Genomic DNA, 15,859 nt, shown 5'->3' with positions numbered 1-15,859 from the left:
GCCTCGTCCCGCGCTTCCTTCCATGCCCTCTCCACGCCTCACCCGCATCGCGCCTCCGCTCTTCGTCGTCATCTGGTCGACGGGGTTCATCGTCGCGCGGCTGGTGGCGCCTCACGCGGAGCCGCTCACCTTTCTTCTGGTGCGCTACGCGCTCGCCGGGCTCGTGCTGGCCGTCATTGCGCTCATGACGCGGGCGCGATGGCCGAGCTCGGCGCGGTCGTGGCGGGACGCTCTCGTGGCTGGTGCCCTGCTGCACGGGTTCTACCTCGGCGCGGTGTTCTGGTCGGTGAAGCACGGGCTCCCGGCGGGCATCTCGGCGCTGGTCGCGGGGCTGCAGCCGCTGGTCACGGCGGCGCTCGCCGGGCCGCTGCTCGGCGAGCGGGTCTCGCCGCGCCGCTGGCTCGGCATCGGGCTCGGCTTCCTGGGGGCCTGTCTCGTCGTGCTCCCGAAGCTCGGGGCCGGCGTGCCGCCGCTCTCGCTCGGGGTCGCCGTCCTGGGGATGCTGTCGATGACGCTCGGCACCCTCTGGCAGAAGCGCACCGGCGGCGGGGTCGACCTGCGGGTCAATGCCGTCATCCAGTACATCGGAGCCGCCCTCGTCACCTTGCCGGTGGTGCTGCTGGCCGAGCAGGGCCGGATGGAGCTCACGCTCCCGCTCTGCGCGGGGCTGCTCTGGGCGGTGTTCGGGCTCTCGATCGGGGCGGTCGGGCTCCTGCTCTACCTGATCCGGCAGGGCGCGGTGGTGGGCGTGGCGACGCTCCTCTACCTCGTGCCGCCGGTCGCGGCCCTCATGGCGTTCGGGCTCTTCGGCGAGACCCTGAGCCTGATGCAGATCGCCGGAATGGCCCTCGCGGCGCTCGCTGTCTACGGGGTCGTGCGTCCGACCTGAGGAGCCCTGGATGCCCTCGAATCGTTTCGCTCTCCCCTCTTCGTTCATCACCACCTTCGGCGGTGATGCGCGCGGGCGCGCTCACCAGCGGCTGCGCACCGCGAGGCCGGCGCCGGTCGGTCCCGCGAGCAGCGACCAGCTCACCGCGCCCGTGCGCGGGAGCGGCGGGGGCGGCTCCGTCAGGAGGAGCAGCACCGCCGCGCCCGCCAGCGCGCCGCCGGCGCCGAAGCCGATCGTGCTCACCAGCCCGAGGTGCTTCGCGCGGTCGCCGGCGGCCTTCCCGAGAGGGCTGCACTCCGCCACGTCGGGGCCGATATCCGAGCACTCCCTGGCCGCCCGGCTGCTCTCGCCGAGCGCCATCCACCCCGTCACCGACCCGAGGACCAGCCCGCTCACGGCGAGACCGCCCGTCACGTAGGTCAGCGCGCGCCGCCCGCCGGGCCCCGAGGCCGGCGGCGCCGGCGCGGGGTCAGCCACGCGGTCACCGGGCGGCGCGACGCCCTGCTTCACCGACGGGCCCTGCGACCTCACGGGCGGCGGCTCCTCGACGGGCCGCTCCACCTCGAGATGGATCGTCCTCGACTCTGTAGCGCTCGTGCTGCTTGATCTGCTCGGCCTCCGACATGCGGGAGTACAGCGCCAGATAATCGTTGTAGCGCGCGACCGCAGTCGCGATGCGCCCCCGCCTGGCCTCGCACTCGGGGAGCGTGAACAGCCGCCCTGGGCGAGGGTCGAGGCGATGGCTCTCGGCGAGCGCAGGACAGCCGGTCTCATACCGGCCCGCGAGCATGTCCGCACGGCCGCGCACGAAGAGCGACTCGGCCATGGCCACCGCGTCGGTTTGCGCGCTGGCCGGGGCGGCGATCGCGACGCTCAGCAAGCCGCTCAAGAGGTACCCAGGCGAATAGACGCGCATCGGCGAGATGAAATCCTTCGGGTTCGTCCCAGCCAGGAGATCAGCGCTCCGCTGCCCCCCTGCGTTCAGTCAGCCGTGTAGAGCGACTCCCGGGACGTGGATGCAGCTGACCTCCGCCGCTGCGCGGACGGCGCGGGCTTGCGCTCCGCGTTTGGCGGCGTCGCCGGGAGCGTCGCGCTCGCGGACGGCGCCGCGTGGGCGAGCGCAGGGTCGCTGTCGGCGCGCGGCGCGGAGGCCGAGGGCGCAGGCGCCACGAGGTCGTGCCCTCCGGGCGCCGCGGAGGCCTCGATGAAAGCGGGATCGGGCGGCGCAGCGGCCGGCGAGAGCGCCGCCGCCTGCGCGGCCTGCGCGCGCTCCGCGCCGCCGAGGGCCGCGGGCGCCCGGCCGCCCAGCGAGGTCAAGGCGATGGCGCCCCCGCCGAGCGTGACGAGCGCCGCGACCGCGAGCGCGGAGCGGCTCCGCGGCTTCGCGGGGACAACCCTGGTCTCCACGCCCGCGCTGGAGAACCGAGCGGCGCCGGGCACCGGCGACGCGGGCCACACGCTCCCGCGCGGGAGCGGCGTCTCCAGGGCGGACAGGCGCGACGACCTCACCGGCATGGAGGGGAGGTCGAAGACCTCGGCGAGCGCCTCCACCGCGGCCGATGCGGTCGCGAAGCGCGCCTCGGGGGCGCGCGCCGTCGCCTTGGCGAACCAGGCGTCGAAGGCCGGAGGCAGGCTCACCCCCTCGGGCGCCGCGCGCGCACACGCGGGCTCCTGCGGGCCGTGCACGGCGAGCGCCGCGAACGCGAGCGTGACCTGGAACTCCCGCATGTCGTGCAGCCAGTACGCCTTGCCGACGAGGAGCGTGTAAGCGATCATGCCGAGGGCGAAGATATCTACCGCCCTGGAGATCGACCCGCCGTCGAACTGCTCAGGCGCCATGTAAAGCGGCGTCCCGAGCGCCGCGGTGGTCGCCGAGTCGAGCGCTGTCTCGGCGACGAGCTTGGCAATGCCGAAGTCGAGCACCTTGATCCGGGGCTCCTCGTCGTCGTCGCTCTCTGCCAGAAAGAGGTTGGCCGGCTTGAGGTCGCGGTGGACGACCCCGGCGGCGTGCGTCTTGTCGAGGGCGAGCGCGGTCTGGCGCAGGCAGGCGACGGCCTCTTCCGGCGGAAGGCGCCCGGAGCTGCGGAGGCGCTTGCTGAGATCCTGGCCACGGAGCAGCTCCATGACGAGGAACGGCATGCCGGTGTCCACGTCGATCCCGGCGTCGAACACCTCGACGATGTGCTCGGTCGCGATGCGCGCGGCGATGCGCGCCTCCAGCTTGAACCGGGCGCGGAACTCCGGGCTTTCGGCAAGGTGCAGGTGCATCACCTTGAGCGCCCGGCGGCGCTCCGTCTCGACGTGGATGACCTCGTACACGGCGCCCATCGCGCCGGTCGCGAGGCTACGCACCACGCGGTACCTGCCTGCGAACAGCGTCCCCTCGTGGAAGTCAAGCGACATGGGTCCCACCGCGTCGGGCCAGGCTTATACCATGAGGTCCGATCGCTGCGCTCGGGAACTGATCTGGAGGACGGCAACAACAGGATCAAATACACAGAGGGCCGGCATGCGTACTGGTTCGTGTTCAACGACGGTACAGGAGGGGTGCAGGCGCCCACGGACTCAGCTCGCATCGTCAGCGAAATCGACCCGCCGCGCTCAGGCATCCAGGGTGAGATCAGCGAGATGGCCATGCACACGAGCGGGGAAGGCTTCACCACATGGGGGGCCGGCGTCGGCACCGATCCTGAACAGCACCTTCTACGACGCCTCCGAGTACCGCGGCATCACCTTCTGGGCCAGGGCAGACGGAGACTCCCCGACGGAGTTGAACGTGGATTTCGTCGACAGGCAGACCGTCTCGGGCGGCGGCATCTGCGTACGGGAGCCGACCGAGCCTCACACGAGCTGCAACGATCATTTCCACACGTCCTTTGCCCTGGATTCCCGGTGGAGGTATTTCCACATCACGGCCTCATGCCTCGTGCAACAAGGGTTCGGAATGCAGTTCGACGAGGTGAAGATGGACGAGCTCAAGACGCTCCATTTCATCGTACTCGGGCCTCGAGCCTTCAGCATCTGGATCGACGACGTCGCTTTCTATCGATAGGCGCGGCGGCGGAGCCGGCCGGCCGCCCGCCGCGCGCCCGGAGGCGGTGAGCGAAAGTGGCGACTCGACCCAGGTTGACGTTGCGACCGAGGTTGGCGCTGGACGGATTGACCAACCCAGGTCGAGGTGAGCCGACCCAGGTTAAAATCTATTAATATGTATTTACTAAGGCCATAGACTTGAGTACTCTCCGGGCGGCCTTTGGTCGTTTCCGGCGAGTCCCGAGGCTTCCCGAGGTTCTTGACGTGGTCCTGTCCATCCTGGCCAGCGAGGTGTTCTTCATGAAGAGTTTGTCCGAGATGGTTGCCCCCCCTGGAAGTGAGTGGAGGCCCGGGGGAGCGCTGTATGGTCGTGAGAGCGAGCCGAGTCAGGCGCGGTCATCCGGGGTTTCTGGCAAGCTCGTGTCTGTCGATGGAGGTCGATGGCTGGCGGGGCGCTCCCATCAGCGCGCGGCGCGCGCCACCTTCGTTCTGCTGGCGCTCCTCATGAGCGCGTGCACCAGCGAGGACGCCCCCCCTGGTACGAGCGGCGATCAAGGCCCCGAGCCGGGGACCGGCGGCGACGGCGGCACCGGCCCCGAGCCGGGGACCGGCGGCGACGGCGGCACCGGCCCCGACCCGGGCACCGGCGGCGGCGGCGGCGACGGCGGCACCGGCCCCGACCCGGATACCTCGATGGCCCCCAGCAAGAACCCGCAGTTCAGCTGGTTCGAGTACGAGGGCAAGGACCCCGTCTATCAGGAGTTCACGGCGGGGGAAGGCGAGTACTCGAACCCGATCCTCGCGGGGTTCCACCCTGATCCCAGCATCTGCCGGGTCGGGGAGGACTACTACCTCGTCAACTCCTCGTTCTCCTACTTCCCCGGCGTCCCGATCTTCCACAGCCGCGATCTCGTCCACTGGACGCAGCTCGGGCACGTGCTCGACCGCCCCTCGCAGCTCGACCTCGACAGCCAGGAGATCTCCGAGGGCATCTTCGCGCCGGCGATCAGATACCACGACGGCGTGTTCTACATGGTCACCACGCTCGTCGGCGGCGGCGGCAACTTCTTCGTGACCGCCACCGACCCGGCGGGGCCATGGTCGGACGCCATCTCGCTCAACAGCGTCGACGGGATCGACCCCTCCTTCTTCTTCGACGACAACGGCAAGGCCTACGTCGTCAACAACGGCCCGCCGGCTGGCGCGTCGCTCTACGACGGCCACCGAGCGCTCTGGATCCAGGAGTTCGACGTGGCGACGCAGAAGATGGTCGGCCCGCGCTCGGTGATCGTCGACGGCGGCGTCGACATCTCGAAGAAGCCGATCTGGATCGAGGGACCCCACATCTTCAAGGTGGATGGAACATACTACCTGATCGCCGCCGAGGGCGGCACAGGCGATCAGCACTCCGAGGTGGTGTTCCGCAGCGCGTCGGTGACCGGCCCGTACGAGCCCTACGCGGGCAATCCTATCCTCACGCAACGCCACCTCGATCGCAACCGGCCTTTCCCGGTGACCTCCACCGGCCACGCCGACTTCGTTCAGCTGCCGAACGGCGACTGGTGGTCCGTCTTCCTGGGCACTCGGCCCTACGAGGGCGATCTCTACAACACGGGCCGCGAGACGTTCCTGATGCCCGTCCGGTGGGTCGACGGCTGGCCGGTCATCACGGCAGGCACGGAGACGGTGCCCTACGTGCACGAAACCCCAGCCCTGCCGCCGCAGCCGGCGCCGGCCATCCCGATGAGCGGCAACTTCACGTACCGGGATGAGTTCGACGGCGACGAGCTCGCCCCGACCTGGAACTTCATCCGCACGCCCGTCGAGCAATGGCACGATCTCACCGCGTCGCCCGGGTGGCTTACCTTGAAGGCGCGCGCTGCCCACCTCGGGCAGCGCGAGCAACCGTCGTTCGTCGGTAGGCGGCAGCAGCACGGCTGGGCCTCCGCCTCCACGGCCATGAAGTACCTGCCGTCAGCGCCAGGGGACGCGGCGGGGCTGGTCGCGTTCCAGAACGACGACTTCTATTACTTCCTGGGCGTCACGCTGGCGGACGGCAAGCCGGTCATCCAGCTGGAGAAGAAGGCCGGGAGCACCGCGAACGGCGAACCCCAGGTGATCGCCTCGGCTCCGCTCGACCTCTCCGCGGGCGCGCCCATCCACCTCAAGATCGAGGCGCAGGGCGCCGCCTACAGCTTCTCCTACGCGCGTGAGCCCGGGGCGTGGGTCAGCCTCCTGGAAGAGGTCGACGGGAAGATCCTGAGCACGCAGCAGGCCGGCGGCTTCGTCGGGACCTACATCGGCCTCTATGCGTACACGGAGCAGCCGTGAGCAGATCGGCGCGAGCTCTGCCCCGTCGTCGGTTTACCTTGAGGTGCGGGCATCGCGCCGACCGGTCGCTCCCCCAGGGGGTCACATGTTAAGCATCGGTTAACCGACGCTTCCGCGCGGCGCGCGAGTGCTACCCTGCCGTGACGATGGCACCGGAGAGAGGCACAGCGTCGATCGTGTACATCGAGGACGACGAGAAGCTCGCGCGGCTCACGGCGCGGTACCTCGAATCCCACGACATCCGCGTCACGCTCGCGACCGAGGCCCGCGAGGGCATCGCCTGTGTCCTGCGCGAGCGCCCCGACGTCGTCCTCCTCGATCTCATGCTCCCCGAGCTCGACGGCTTCGAGGTCTGCCAGCAGCTCCGCGCCCGCGTCGACACGCCGATCATCATGGTCACGGCGCGCGGCGAGGAGGCCGACCGCGTGATGGGCCTCGAAGGAGGCGCCGACGACTACATCGCCAAGCCGTTCTCGGCGCGGGAGCTCCTGGCGCGCATCCGGGCGCAGGCGCGGCGCGCCCGTGGCGTCGCGGGCCTCGCCTCCGAGCGCCGCCTCGTCGCCGGCTCGCTCACCATCGATCCGGCCGCGCGGAGGGCGCCCCTCGGCGGCCCGGAGCTGTCACTCACGACCTACGAGTTCGATCTGCTCCACGCGCTGGCCGGGCGCGCAGGGTGCGTGCTCACGCAAGAGCAGCTCGTCGATCTCGACCCGGAAATGGGAGTCGGTCACGTGGCGCTCGGCGAAGAAGAAGTCGAGCTGATACTGCCGTCCCACCTCGAGGCCCAGCGTGTCGAGATCGACGGCCGCCGTCTCCTGGGCGTGAATTCCGCCGAGGTCGACGACCTTCTTGCCATCGATGTACGTGAAGACGTCATCGTCGCCGGCGAACGTGAACTTCTCGCCGCCATTGTAGATGAAGCCCATGTGCATCTCGAAGGTGAAATGATAGTTGTGGGGCCGACCTTCGTTCCCAAACAGCATCCCGTCGATGGGGAAGAACTCCTGGTCATCGTACGTCCACACCCCGTCGCCCTCGGGGTCGACGAACTGGAGCGTGAGCGGCATCGGGTAGTTCACGCCCTCGGCGTCATGGTACCACATGTCGAAGTTCGCCGGACCGGTCGTGGTCAAGGTGCCCTGAGCATCACCGGCGTAGACCGGCTTGAAGTCAGCTCCGAGCGTGTCGGCGACAATCGCGCGATCGTCGCAGACATCGCACTTGCCGGAGTGCCCCGGTTCCATGTCGGGGAAGCTGTCGTGGAAATCACGGATCGTTCCGGTGTACTTGCCGTCGCACGACTCGCCGTTGCCCTGGCCAGGGACCGTGCCGCCTCCACCCCCGCCAGCGGAGCCGCCCGGGTCGATGGTGCCGAAATCGCCGCCGCTGCTCGTCGTCGCCCCGCTGGCGCTTCCCGGACCCGTCGTCGCTCCACTGGAGCTTCCCGGAGGCGACGAGCTTCCCCCGGTGCTGTCGTCGCCGGCACTTTCATCATTGCCAGCAGCACAAGCGCTCAGTATTCCCATAAGAGCAAACGCCGTCACGAGACCAAACTTCGCAGCCATCTCACTACCTCGTTTCGAAAGGCCGCCGCTCGAGCCCGCACGGACATTCAGCACAATGACTCATGAAGTCTCATGTTGATGTATCGCGCTGCTGACCTCGCTCGTCAGGCTGCGCACGGCCACGTCCAAGATCCCTGCGAGCATCATCGGGCACGCCGGCACGCCAGGGCACGCCATGCCAAAGGTCCCCCGGACAGCACCTCATGCCCAGCAGTTTGAAGACAGCCTTCAGGCGATCAATAGAAGGTGATGTCGTCTATACAGAGGTCGAACTCGGGCACGGTGTTGAACTGGAACTGGATCGAGTAGATCTTCGACGCGTCGATCGCGTCCGTGGCCGCCGGATCGCCCCAGCCGCCCTGCGCGAGATCCGCGAAGGGAATCGTGAACGCCTTCCACTCCTCGGTGAGAGAGAGCGACTTCGCCCAGTTGTCGTTGCACGCCGTGGTGCAGACGCCGCCTTCCGGAGCCGTGCTCTGATCCGAGATCATGACCTTCGCAGCCGTCGCCGAGGTCGGGCCGACCTTGGCCCAGAACTTGATGCCGGTGTACCCCGAGGCGTCGTAGGCGGTCTTCTCCCCCGACAAACTGTTGAGATCGACCCCGACCCCGGCGCCCCAGTCCTCGAAGCCCGAGCCCTGCGAACAGGCCGCGATCGTGCTCTGTACCCGAGGCCGGATCCATCCCCGCTCACAACGAGGCTTGCATGACGCCCAGGCGGTACGACCTCGTGGCGTGCGCGCCCTTCGCCTCCGCGCCGCGCGCCGACGGCGACCGCTCCGCGCCGCGCGCCGACGGCGACCGTGCGCTCGCCCACGTAGAGCCTTCGGCGACCGTGGAGATGGCCGCGATGCCGCCGCGGGGCGCGGTGCGCAAGGCTGCGTCATGCGCGCGCCCGTCGGCTTCGGCGTCATGCAAGGCCCGGGAGTGGCTCTACACGCCCGACTGAGCGCAGGAGCCGCGGAGCCGCTGCGTGTTGCGTTCGCGCACGCCTTTCGCCCCACGATCATCCTCCTGCCCCTGCTGGCCTGCCACTACCTCCACAAGAGCCTGGAGCTGTTTCTGCCGATCGGGCTCGGTTACACCTTTCTCATGACCGCGCTGGAGCAGATCATGCCCGCGAGGCCGGAGTGGAAGCCACTATCGAGCTTCAAGCAGGTCGCCGTCGACTTCGCGTTTCGATACCTCGCGCCTGTCGCGACTTCGCGTTCTGATACCTCGCGCCTGTCGCTCATTCTGGACCGGTCGTTCCAGAATGAGCGCTCCAGCTAGCAGTCGAAGACGCCGGCGCCTCTCTCGATCTCGCCGAACGGGTCCACGAGCGCGCGCACGAGCGAGCGCGCCGGGGCGCTCCGGATGCCCCTGGCCGCGCGCCAGGTGGCATACCGCAGCTCGCCCAGGAGGGCCCCCGCGAGCGGCGTATAGACGAGATCGAGGGCCGAGGGGCGGACGCCGTTGGCCTCGTAGCCATATTCCCAGAGGTGGGTGCCGGCGATGGCGAACGCCACCGCGGCCGGGGCGCTGAAGCGGCAAGTCCGGGCCCTCAGGTAGATCTCGCTCCCGAGCAGGCCGTGGCCGAACACGTTGATCGGCCAGGGGTCGTGATCCCACCGGAAGGCCGGCTGAGCGGCGTCGAAGAGCGGCGGCTTCGTGAACGCCTCGCCATAGTGGTATCCCCAGCGCTCCGGGCGGAAGTCGGCGAAGGGGTCGGGCCACAGCACCGCTTCGACGCTGCGGGTCACCGTGAACACGGCCAGCGAGTGCAGGATCGGCGGCGCCCAGGCAGGGTCGGCGCTCTCCGGCGCAGCGGCGCCCGCCTCGGCCGCGGCGCGAGGGCGAATGCCCGTGGCCTCCGGCACGGGCGCGCCCTCCGGGGGAACCGCCGAGTCAGCCCGCGCAGCGGCCAAGTCACCGCGCGGAGCAGCCGAGTCAGCCCGCGCAGCGGCCGACTCCACCGGAGCAGCCACCGTGGCCTGACCGGCGCACGCGGCCGAGACGACGGCGAGGAAAGCGGCGGCGCACGTGCGGATCGGGCCCATCGGGGACAGCGGACGCGGCGCGCGCCGGGGGCGGCGGCCGGACGCGAGTCTAGCGCGGCGGCGAGCATCGGGCGCCAGGAGAACCGCGCGCCAGCTCCCCTCCCCGTCCGTGGCGGGCGTCCGCGGCGCCGCGCTCATTCCCCCACTGCCTGGCGCCAGCGCGGCGCCGAGCAGCGGCGCCGGCCCTCCGGAAGGCTCGAGTATGCTCCGGCGGCATGGCCGAGATCATGATCGTCACGGGCGGCAGCCGCGGCATCGGCGCCGCCACCGCGTCGCTCGCCGCGCAGCGGGGCTACGCGGTCGCGGTGAGCTACCTGCGCGACGAGGCCTCCGCCGCGCGGGTGGTCGACGCGATCCGCGCGCGCGGCGGCGTCGCCCTCGCGGTCGCGGCCGACGTGAGCGTGGAAGACGACGTCGTGCGCCTGTTCCAGACCGTCGACGGCGCCCTGGGGCCGGTCACGGCGCTCGTGAACAACGCGGGCGTGCTCGACCGACAGGCGCGCCTCGAGGACATGACCGCGGCGCGCGTGCAGCGCGTCCTCGCCACCAACGTCCTCGGCAGCGTCCTCTGCGCGCGCGAGGCGGTCCGGCGCATGTCGACGCGCCGCGGCGGCACGGGAGGCGCCATCGTGAACGTCTCGTCCCGGGCCTCGCAGCTCGGCTCCCCGGGCGAGTACATCGACTACGCCGCCTCGAAGGCCGCGGTCGACGCGCTCACGATCGGCCTCGCGAAGGAGGTCGCGGCCGAGGGCATCCGCGTCAACGCCGTGAGGCCGGGGATCATCGACACCGACATCCACGCGAGCGGCGGCGACCCAGGGCGCGCCGAGCGGCTCGGCGCGACCCTCCCCCTCGGCCGCGCCGGCAGCCCCGAGGAGGTCGCGCGCGCGATCCTGTGGCTCGCCTCGAGCGAGTCCTCCTACTGCACGGGCTCCCTGCTGGACGTCGCTGGCGGCCGCTGAGCCCGCTGAGTCCCGCCAGCCCGCTGGCGCTTCATCGCCGCTCGCGCGCCCCGATCGCCCGGGCCACGACGGCCGCGAGCGTCCTCGCCGCCTCCAGGAGCGCCGGCTCCGCGTGCGCGCCGAACCCCAGGATGAGCCCGGGCGCGCGCGACGCCCCGGCGCGCGACGCCGCGCTGCGCGAGAGCGGCAGCGCGTCCACGCCCCGCGCCGCGAGCGCCTGGACGATCGCGACGTCGTCCGCGTCCGCCGGCAGGTCGAGCGTCAGCACCGACCCCCCCGCCGGGGCGCGCGCCCGCACCGCGCCCGGCAGCAGGCGCCCGAGCTCCGCGAGCACGAGGTCGCGGCGGCGCCGCGTCGCCTGCTTCAGCTTCCGGAGGTGGCGCGCGAAATGGCCCTCGTCGATGAAGTCGGCGAGCGCGGCCTGGAGCAGGTACGGCGGCGAGCGCGTCGACGCCGCGCGCATCGCGGCCACCGCGCGCACCAGCGCGGGCGGCACGATCATGAAGCCGAGGCGCAGGCCCGGGAACAGCGAGCGGCTGAAGGACCCCACGTGGATCACGCGGTCCTTCACGCCCTCGATGTCGAGGCCGAGGAGCGAGGGCAGCGGCGAGCCGTCGAACCGCAGCTCGCCCTCGTAGTCGATCTCGACCACGACCGCGCCCGCCCTGCCGGCCCAGGCCAGGAGCTCGATGCGCCGCGGGAGCGTGAGCCGCGCCCCGGAGGGGAACGCGTAGGCCGGGGACACGAACGCGACCCGCGCGCGCGGCGCCCGGCGCGCCCCGACGTCGACGCGCACCCCGTCCTCGTCGACGGGGATCGGGACCAGCCGCGCGCCCGCCATGCGCACCGCCGCGCGCAGGGCGAGCGGCCCCGGGTCCTCCACCCAGGCGGCGTCGCCAGGGTCGAGCAGCGCGCGGCAGCACAGGTCGATCGCGGCCTGGGACCCCTCGGTGATGAACACCTGGTCGACCGTCGCGCGCACGCCCCGGGCCACCGCGACGTGGTGGAGCACGGCGCGCCGGAGCAGCGGCGCGCCCCGCGGATCGTCGAGCAGCGCGTCGGCGGCCGACATCGCGCGGAAGCGGCGCGCGAGGCACCTGTCGAGGATGCGCCACGGGAGGAGCTCGAGGTCCGGCAGGCCGACGCCGAAAGGGCGCGAGCGGGCGCGGCTCTCGAGGAGCGCGTCGAGCTTGTCCGGCGGCACCACCGCCGCGAGGCGCCGCGCGCTCTTCGAGGTGCGCGGCGCGGACGCCGCGGGCTGGGCGCGGGCGGCGCCCTGCCACCCCGCGCGCGCCGGCACGTGGGCGACGACCGGCGCCCGGCGCGGGCGGACCACGATGGTGCCGTCCGCGGCCAGCGCCTCGTACGCCGCCGCGGCGGTGTTGCGCGACACCCCGAGCTCCCGCGCGAGCTCGCGGGACGACGGCAGCAGGTGATCGGGCTGGAGGACGCCGTCGAGGACGGCGCGGCGCAGCTGCTCCACGAGCTGGGCGGCCAGGGTCGCGGGCGCGCCGCGCTGGAGGCGGAGGAAGGCGTGGGAGGCGGAGGGCGCTGGCACCATCGAAGTCCCCTGCGGTGGCCCTTTCCAGGGTGCCAGGCGCAGGTCACTGTGTCGACGAGGAGCACGCCATGCGCACCGAGGACGACCGCGCCACGCCGCCCATCGCTCGCCAGGGGCGGGCGCCCGCCGAGGGCAAGACCGGCGAGCTGTCGTCGCGCATCGCGCGCCGCGCGGCCGAGGCGCACGCCGGGCAGCCGCTCGATCGCCTGCTGGCCGAGGACCTCCCGGGCAACGAGCTGACCACGCTCCTGCTCCACTCCCTGCGCCAGCGCGCGCTGCGGCGGAGCTTCGCCGACGTCCTCGACCACGCGGAGCGGGCGCCGATGACGCACGCCTCCGCCGCCGACGGCCGGCGCCTGCACGCCTTCGACGCGGCGGCGTTCGCGGCGGCGGCGGACTTCGAGGTGGTCGATCTCGCGCCGGTCGTCCCGCTCGGCGCCACCGCGTGCGCCGGCGTCGAGCCGAACAACGTGCTCGCGACGGTCCGCTTCGCCGAGGTCGCCGCGGACCCGACGACGGGGCTCGCGCTGCACGCGGCGCGGCGCCGGCGCGAGTCCCGGGGCGGCGAGGCGCTGCGGCTCTGCGCGAGCCAGCGCGTCCTCCGCATGCAGCCCACGAAGACGCCGGGCTTCACGCCGCACTTCCGCCTGTTCGCGCTCGCGACCGCGGCCCGCTCGCCGGGCCGGGGCGAGGACGACGCGTGCGAGCGGCGCGCCTTGCTCGAGCACCTGCTCGTCTGGGCCGATCTGGTCCGCGCGCTGCCGGGCGCCGGCTTCCGCGCTGCCGGGCTGCGCGTGGTCCTCTCCGACACGTCCCTCGTCCGGGCGAGCCTCGCCGCGCGCGGCCTCGACGCCGACGCGCTGGCGCGGCGGGCGAAGGCGCACGAGCCCGGGTTGACGGAGGCGGCCCTGCGCGAGGCCTCCGTCGATCTGCCGCGCGCGGCCGCGGATCTCGTGGGGGCCGCGCGGTCGCTCGGCCTCGGGCCGGAGCTCCTCGCGCGGGCCGAGCGCTGGGTCGCCGAGGTGGCCGAGCCGCTCGCGCGCGCGCGGCCGGAGGTCGAGGTCGTCCACGATCTCGCGCGGCTGCAGGGGCTTGGCTACTACACCGGGCCGTTCGTCCAGCTCCACGTCCGCCGGGACGACGGCCTCGAGCTGCCGGCCGGGGACGGCGGCGCGGTGCCGTGGCTCGGCGAGCTGCTCTCGAACCGCCGCGAGCGGATGATCGCGACCGGCCTCGGGGCCGAGCTGCTCGTGAAGCTCTTCGATCGATCGACCACCCGGGCCGGCGAGGCTCGGCCGGAGGAAGCGACCCGATGATCCTCGAAATGCCCGCTCTCACGCTCCGTCCCTGGACGCCGGCCGACGCCGACGCGCTCGCGAAGAACGCGAACGACCGCCGCGTCTGGGCGAACCTCCGGGATCGGTTCCCGCACCCGTACACGCGCGAGGACGCCGAGGGCTGGATCGCCTTCTGCACCGAGCACGCGCCGCCCGGCGACAACATGGCGATCGTGGTGGACGGGGAGGTGGCCGGCGGGATCGGCCTCGAGCGCTTCGACGACGTGCACCGGCGCACCGCGGAGATCGGCTACTGGCTGGGCGCGCCCCACTGGGGCCGCGGGCTGGCCACCCGGGCCGTGGTCGCGCTGACCCGGTACGGGCTCGAGCAGCTCGGCCTCGAGCGCATCCAGGCCGGGGTCTTCGACTGGAACGGCGCGTCCGCCCGCGTGCTCGAGAAGGCGGGCTACGCGTACGAGGGGCGGATGCGCCGTCACGTGGTGAAGGACGGGCGGGTGGGAGACGTCCTGCTCTACGCGCGCGTCCGCGAGGAGGGCGCGGCTGGCGGGGCCTGAGCCGCGCCGGGCCCTGGGCTCCTGCTCAGGCCGGGTGCAGCGGCGCTCTCCTCTCCGCCGCGGGCGCCTCCTGCGCGACCGGCTCCGCGATCGGCATCGTGAAGTAGAACCGGGCGCCGTGCCCGATCTCGCTCTCCACCCAGATGCGGCCTCCGTGCGCATCGACGATCCCCCTGGCGATGTAGAGCCCCAGCCCGGTGCCCTTCTTGCCTCGCGTCTCGTCCTTCCAGAACCGTTCGAAGATGCTCGGGAGGTTCTCGGGCGGGATCCCGGGCCCCGTGTCGGCGACGGAGAAGCGGGCCGTCGCCCCTTCCCGGTCCACCGAGAGGGTCACCTGACCGCCCTGGGGCGTGAACTTCAGCGCGTTCCCGAGGAGGTTCGACAGCACCTGGAGCACGCGCTCCCGCTCCGCGCGGATCACGAGCCCGGGCTCGTTCGTGCGCGGCTCGAGCCGGATCTGCCTGGCCTCGGCGAGGGGCCCGAACATCTCCAGGGTCTCGCGGAGGAGGTCCTCCACCGCGCACGGCGCCGGCGTCACGGAGAACGTGCTCGCCTCCATCGTCGCCACGTCGAGCATGGATTGGATGAGCTGCTCCATCCGCCTGGTGACGTTCTCGATCGACGCCGCGTGCTGCCGTATCTTCTCCGGCTCCGCTCCCTTCCGCACCAGCGCGGCCTTCATCATGATGGCGCCGAGCGGGTTGCGCAGGTCGTGCGCCACGATGCCCATGAGCTCATCGCGGGCCGCCAGGGCCTTGCGCGCGGCCTCGCGCGCGTCGCGCACCTGGTCGTACGATCGGCCGAGCCGCTTCGTGAAGTACCAGGCGATCCCGAAGCCAGCCAGCACCAGCAAGCCCAGCAGGCCATACAGCCGCCGTTCCAGCTGGACTCGTTCTATCTTTGCGCGCTCGTAGTGATCCCTGACGACGGCTTCCTTGTAGTCGACGAGGCGAGCGAGGGAGCGATCGAGCTCGCGGCGAGCCGGCCGCAGCTCCGTGTCGAACCGGCGCACGAGCGAGCCCAACTCCTCGGAACGCTGCCGGGCGGCGAACAGCTCTTCCTGGAGCCGGGTGAATTGTCTGGTCGCCTGGTCGATATCCGTTACCAGCCGGAGCCCCGTCGGGCTGAGCGGCAGGTCGCGGAGCGCGCGAACGTTCTCGTCGAGGCGCGCCCTGGAGTCGTGGGTCTCTGTGAGGAGCTCTTGTTCTCCGGAGAGGAGGTAGCCTCTGCCCTGGGACACGACGAGCTCGCTGCTCCACCGGAGCCGCTCCACGAGCGCGATCGTGTGCTCCTTGGCGCGGAGCCGGGCGATCTGAGCGTCTGCCACGGACGAGAAGCGTCGAATCGAGAACGCCATGCCGACCGCCAGGAGCACGGTCAGAACGGCGTAGCCCATCTTCGCCGTGGCCTCGAAGCGCGTCCGCGTCGGCATGGCCGGAGGTCCTTCCTGCTCTCGATTCGCCCTCGAAAACTAGACCGGGCAGCGCGATGAGCAAGGTGCCCGCGGAGCTGTGCCGGAGCGACGTCGAGCGCCGGCGGCGAGCGGAAGCCCGCAGAAGCCAGGGCGATCGCGCGCGTCCTGGAAACACGGCAACTCCGCCCGTTGCCGCTGTGCTGGTTTGGTCGT

At 71.7% G+C, this 15,859-nt stretch carries 15 protein-coding genes and 1 pseudogene; 8 read left to right on the top strand and 8 right to left on the bottom strand.

Annotated elements, in window-relative coordinates; all coding sequences use genetic code 11:
- Positions 1–22 precede the first annotated feature (22 nt).
- On the top strand, positions 23–889 hold the full coding sequence (locus tag WME89_RS08895) for a DMT family transporter (RefSeq protein WP_438008785.1): 867 nt from the start codon (positions 23–25) through the stop codon (positions 887–889).
- Positions 890–970: 81 nt separating this feature from the next.
- Here the strand turns inward: WME89_RS08895 and WME89_RS08890 are convergent, their stop codons facing one another.
- The 3 genes from WME89_RS08890 to WME89_RS08880 form a co-directional block, all read right to left on the bottom strand.
- Complete coding sequence (locus tag WME89_RS08890) at positions 971–1,420, bottom strand: hypothetical protein (RefSeq protein WP_438008784.1); 450 nt, start codon at positions 1,418–1,420, stop codon at positions 971–973.
- On the bottom strand, positions 1,371–1,805 hold the full coding sequence (locus WME89_RS08885) for a hypothetical protein (RefSeq protein WP_438008783.1): 435 nt from the start codon (positions 1,803–1,805) through the stop codon (positions 1,371–1,373). The genes WME89_RS08890 and WME89_RS08885 overlap by 50 nt, the downstream gene beginning before the upstream one ends.
- Before the next feature lie 65 nt (positions 1,806–1,870).
- A complete protein-coding gene (locus WME89_RS08880; RefSeq protein ID WP_438008782.1) occupies positions 1,871–3,292 on the bottom strand; it encodes a protein kinase domain-containing protein in 1,422 nt (473 codons plus the stop codon).
- Positions 3,293–3,665: 373 nt separating this feature from the next.
- Here WME89_RS08880 and WME89_RS08875 point away from each other — a divergent pair, with 373 nt between their 5' ends.
- The 3 genes and pseudogenes from WME89_RS08875 to WME89_RS08865 all read left to right on the top strand — a co-directional run.
- Complete coding sequence (locus tag WME89_RS08875; protein WP_438008781.1) at positions 3,666–3,941, top strand: hypothetical protein; 276 nt, start codon at positions 3,666–3,668, stop codon at positions 3,939–3,941.
- A 485-nt stretch (positions 3,942–4,426) separates the two neighbouring features.
- Complete coding sequence (locus tag WME89_RS08870) at positions 4,427–6,253, top strand: glycoside hydrolase family 43 protein (RefSeq protein ID WP_438008780.1); 1,827 nt, start codon at positions 4,427–4,429, stop codon at positions 6,251–6,253.
- A gap of 146 nt (positions 6,254–6,399) precedes the next feature.
- Positions 6,400–6,744: pseudogene (locus WME89_RS08865) on the top strand (response regulator transcription factor); the annotation flags it as partial.
- Between the two features lie 129 nt (positions 6,745–6,873).
- Here WME89_RS08865 and WME89_RS08860 read toward each other — a convergent pair.
- Both WME89_RS08860 and WME89_RS08855 read right to left on the bottom strand, forming a co-directional pair.
- Positions 6,874–7,179, bottom strand: a complete 306-nt coding sequence (locus WME89_RS08860; RefSeq protein WP_438011915.1) for a fibro-slime domain-containing protein — start codon at positions 7,177–7,179, stop codon at positions 6,874–6,876.
- An 875-nt stretch (positions 7,180–8,054) separates the two neighbouring features.
- Positions 8,055–8,405: a hypothetical protein gene (locus tag WME89_RS08855; protein ID WP_438008779.1), complete on the bottom strand. Its 351-nt coding sequence runs from the start codon at positions 8,403–8,405 to the stop codon at positions 8,055–8,057.
- 298 nt (positions 8,406–8,703) lie between these two features.
- Here WME89_RS08855 and WME89_RS08850 point away from each other — a divergent pair, with 298 nt between their 5' ends.
- Positions 8,704–9,090 carry a hypothetical protein gene (locus tag WME89_RS08850; RefSeq protein ID WP_438008778.1) on the top strand — a complete coding sequence of 129 codons (387 nt, stop codon included), beginning with the start codon at positions 8,704–8,706 and terminating at the stop codon, positions 9,088–9,090.
- On the opposite strand, the gene WME89_RS08845 is transcribed toward WME89_RS08850, so the two are convergent.
- Positions 9,087–9,677, bottom strand: a complete 591-nt coding sequence (locus WME89_RS08845) for a DUF3943 domain-containing protein (protein ID WP_438008777.1) — start codon at positions 9,675–9,677, stop codon at positions 9,087–9,089. The two genes, WME89_RS08850 and WME89_RS08845, sit on opposite strands and share 4 nt — an antisense overlap.
- A 395-nt stretch (positions 9,678–10,072) precedes the next feature.
- Between WME89_RS08845 and WME89_RS08840 the strand changes: the two genes are divergently transcribed.
- Positions 10,073–10,819, top strand: coding sequence for an SDR family oxidoreductase (locus WME89_RS08840; RefSeq protein WP_438008776.1), 747 nt, complete (start codon positions 10,073–10,075; stop codon positions 10,817–10,819).
- Positions 10,820–10,850: 31 nt separating this feature from the next.
- Here the strand turns inward: WME89_RS08840 and WME89_RS08835 are convergent, their stop codons facing one another.
- The gene (locus WME89_RS08835) at positions 10,851–12,380 is read right to left on the bottom strand and encodes a PLP-dependent aminotransferase family protein (protein ID WP_438008775.1); all 1,530 of its coding nucleotides are present in this window, start codon (positions 12,378–12,380) and stop codon (positions 10,851–10,853) included.
- Between the two features lie 68 nt (positions 12,381–12,448).
- On the opposite strand from WME89_RS08835, the gene WME89_RS08830 reads away from it, so the two are divergent.
- Complete coding sequence (locus WME89_RS08830; RefSeq protein WP_438008774.1) at positions 12,449–13,696, top strand: hypothetical protein; 1,248 nt, start codon at positions 12,449–12,451, stop codon at positions 13,694–13,696.
- An 8-nt stretch (positions 13,697–13,704) separates the two neighbouring features.
- Positions 13,705–14,232 carry a GNAT family N-acetyltransferase gene (locus WME89_RS08825; RefSeq protein WP_438008773.1) on the top strand — a complete coding sequence of 176 codons (528 nt, stop codon included), beginning with the start codon at positions 13,705–13,707 and terminating at the stop codon, positions 14,230–14,232.
- A gap of 25 nt (positions 14,233–14,257) precedes the next feature.
- On the opposite strand, the gene WME89_RS08820 is transcribed toward WME89_RS08825, so the two are convergent.
- Positions 14,258–15,664 carry a sensor histidine kinase gene (locus WME89_RS08820; RefSeq protein ID WP_438008772.1) on the bottom strand — a complete coding sequence of 469 codons (1,407 nt, stop codon included), beginning with the start codon at positions 15,662–15,664 and terminating at the stop codon, positions 14,258–14,260.
- Between the last annotated feature and the right edge of the window lie 195 nt (positions 15,665–15,859).

This window comes from Sorangium sp. So ce321 (genome assembly GCF_051530195.1).
Taxonomy (GTDB): Bacteria; Myxococcota_A; Polyangia; order Polyangiales; family Polyangiaceae; genus Sorangium.
This window is presented reverse-complemented; position numbering and strand designations above follow the sequence as displayed.

Bases quoted from the DNA above. Each gene is read 5' to 3' on its own strand.
- WME89_RS08885 (WP_438008783.1), bottom strand. From the start codon at position 1,805: ATGCGCGTCTATTCGCCTGGGTACCTCTTGAGCGGCTTGCTGAGCGTC.
- WME89_RS08880 (WP_438008782.1), bottom strand. From the start codon at position 3,292: ATGTCGCTTGACTTCCACGAGGGGACGCTGTTCGCAGGCAGGTACCGC.
- WME89_RS08870 (WP_438008780.1), top strand. From the start codon at position 4,427: ATGAGCGCGTGCACCAGCGAGGACGCCCCCCCTGGTACGAGCGGCGAT.
- WME89_RS08860 (WP_438011915.1), bottom strand. From the start codon at position 7,179: ATGGGCTTCATCTACAATGGCGGCGAGAAGTTCACGTTCGCCGGCGAC.
- WME89_RS08840 (WP_438008776.1), top strand. From the start codon at position 10,073: ATGGCCGAGATCATGATCGTCACGGGCGGCAGCCGCGGCATCGGCGCC.
- WME89_RS08835 (WP_438008775.1), bottom strand. From the start codon at position 12,380: ATGGTGCCAGCGCCCTCCGCCTCCCACGCCTTCCTCCGCCTCCAGCGC.
- WME89_RS08895 (WP_438008785.1), top strand. From the start codon at position 23: ATGCCCTCTCCACGCCTCACCCGCATCGCGCCTCCGCTCTTCGTCGTC.
- WME89_RS08820 (WP_438008772.1), bottom strand. From the start codon at position 15,664: ATGCCGACGCGGACGCGCTTCGAGGCCACGGCGAAGATGGGCTACGCC.
- WME89_RS08830 (WP_438008774.1), top strand. From the start codon at position 12,449: ATGCGCACCGAGGACGACCGCGCCACGCCGCCCATCGCTCGCCAGGGG.
- WME89_RS08825 (WP_438008773.1), top strand. From the start codon at position 13,705: ATGCCCGCTCTCACGCTCCGTCCCTGGACGCCGGCCGACGCCGACGCG.
- WME89_RS08850 (WP_438008778.1), top strand. From the start codon at position 8,704: ATGCGCGCGCCCGTCGGCTTCGGCGTCATGCAAGGCCCGGGAGTGGCT.